The organism is Pseudomonas sp. P5_B2 (genome assembly GCF_056400445.1).
On record NZ_JBFULH010000671.1, the window covers coordinates 1 to 2,106 of the forward strand.

The following is a 2,106-nucleotide window of genomic DNA, read 5'->3' on the forward strand; positions in this document are numbered from 1 at the left end:
CTGCACCTGGTTGGCGATGTTTTCCGGGGTGGTCGGCATGTCTTTCAGGACATCCTTGGGCAGCAACGGTACGGCCAGGATATTGGCCGGGCCGTAGGCGATGTTTTCCGAGTAGGTCTTCTGCTGCTGTGGCTGCACCGAGAAGGCGATGAATTTCTTCGCCGCTTCTGCACGTGTTTTATCCAGACCCTTTGGAATCGCCCATGCGTCGAAGTCGTAGATGCCGCCGTTCCACACCACTTTCAGGTTGCTTTCTTTCTGCACGGCAGCGATCCGGCCGTTGTAGGCCGAGCTCATGACCACGTCACCGGAAGCGAGGTACTGCGGCGGTTGTGCGCCGGCTTCCCACCACTGGATGCTTGGTTTGAGCTCATCAAGCTTCTTGAAGGCGCGGTCCTGCCCCTCCTTGCTGGCCAGTACTTTGTAGACGTCTTTAGGCGCTACGCCGTCGGCCATCAGAGCGAATTCCATGGTGTACTTGGCGCCTTTGCGCAGACCACGTTTACCCGGGAATTTCTTGGTGTCCCAAAAATCCACCCAGCTGGTTGGCGCGGAAGCCAGTTTGTCGGCGTTGTAGGCCAACACGGTCGACCACACGAAGAAGCCCACGCCGCACGGCTGAATAGCGCCTTTGACGAAGTCTTCTGGTTTGCCAAACAGCTTCGGATCAAGTGGCTCGAACATGTCTTCGTCGCAGCCACGGGACAGTTCTGGCGACTCAACTTCTACCAGGTCCCAGGACACGCTCTTGGTGTCGACCATGGCCTTGACCTTGGCCATTTCACCGTTGTATTCGCCCGCTACGATCTTGCCGTTGCCTGCCGCTTCCCACGGCGCGTAAAAGGCTTTGACCTGCGCGGCCTTGTTCGCCCCGCCAAAGGACACTACGGTCAGGTCCGGGCCCGCCGCCATCGCGTGTGCCGCACCGATCATGCCCATGACCAGGGCGGTGAATTTCAGGGATCTCAACATTTATTGTTCTCTCCACGTGCAGGGTAGGTTGAAGCAGGGGGGCGATCAGTTCGCCTCTAAAAGTGGGTCGAGCGCGCGAACGTGTTCGACCTGCCAGCCAAGCGGTACCACGTCGCCGACAGCCAGCGCGGGATCGAGCTCGGCAATCGGTTGTTTCACGAAGAAGTCGGTCTTGCCGCAGACTTCCAGGCGAACCCGGACGTGATCGCCCAGATAGATAAATTCCGCCACCCTCCCTGAGAAGCGGTTGACGCATGACTCGCTGGAACCATTGAGGCTGATGCGCTCGGGACGAATCGACAGCGTGACCGGCTCGCCGGTCTTGCCGACGTTGACCGCCAGCGCTTCAACTTTTTCGCCGCGACCCAGTTCAACGATGCAGCGATCACCGGTCTGGCTGTGCAAGCGGCCGTTGAGGCGGTTGTTCTCGCCGATGAAGTTGGCGACGAAGGTGTTTTTCGGTTCTTCGTAGAGCGTACGCGGCGGCGCGATCTGCTGAATTTCACCTTGATGGAACACCGCCACCCGGTCGGACATGGTCAGCGCTTCGCCTTGGTCATGGGTCACGTAGACCACAGTTACGCCGAGGCGTTGATGCAGGTGCTTGATCTCCATCTGCATGTGCTCACGCAGTTGTTTATCGAGTGCGCCGAGGGGTTCGTCCATCAGCACCAATTGCGGCTCGAAGACCAGGGCACGGGCCAGCGCCACACGCTGTTGCTGACCGCCTGACAGTTGTGCCGGATRGCGCTGAGCAAAGGTGTCGAGTTGCACCATGCTCARGACTTTTTTCACCTTGGCACTGACGTCGCTCTTGTTCATGCCGCGCACGGTCAGCGGGAACGCGAGGTTCTCGGCGACCGTCATGTGCGGGAACAACGCGTAGTTCTGGAACACCATGCCAATGTCACGCTTGTGCGGCGGCACGTTGTTGATGGCACGCCCGGCCAGCAGGATTTCGCCCGCAGTCGGTGTTTCGAAACCGGCGAGCATCATCAGGCTGGTGGTCTTGCCGGAGCCGGACGGCCCGAGCAAGGTGAGGAATTCGCCTTTGCGAATGTCCAGGTTGAGGTCTTTGACGATCAGGTTCTCGCCATCGTAGCTTTTCCGCACTCCACGAAAGCTGACCAGAAT

General features: G+C 59.2%; 2 protein-coding genes. Both read right to left on the reverse strand.

Translation table 11 applies throughout. The features are described from left to right. On the reverse strand, window positions 1–972 hold a 972-nt coding region (locus tag AC1DRJ_RS25445; RefSeq protein WP_477804589.1), incomplete at its 3' end, for an ABC transporter substrate-binding protein. Between the two features lie 45 nt (window positions 973–1,017). After that, on the reverse strand, window positions 1,018–2,106 hold a 1,089-nt coding region (locus AC1DRJ_RS25450), incomplete at its 5' end, for an ABC transporter ATP-binding protein (RefSeq protein WP_477804590.1).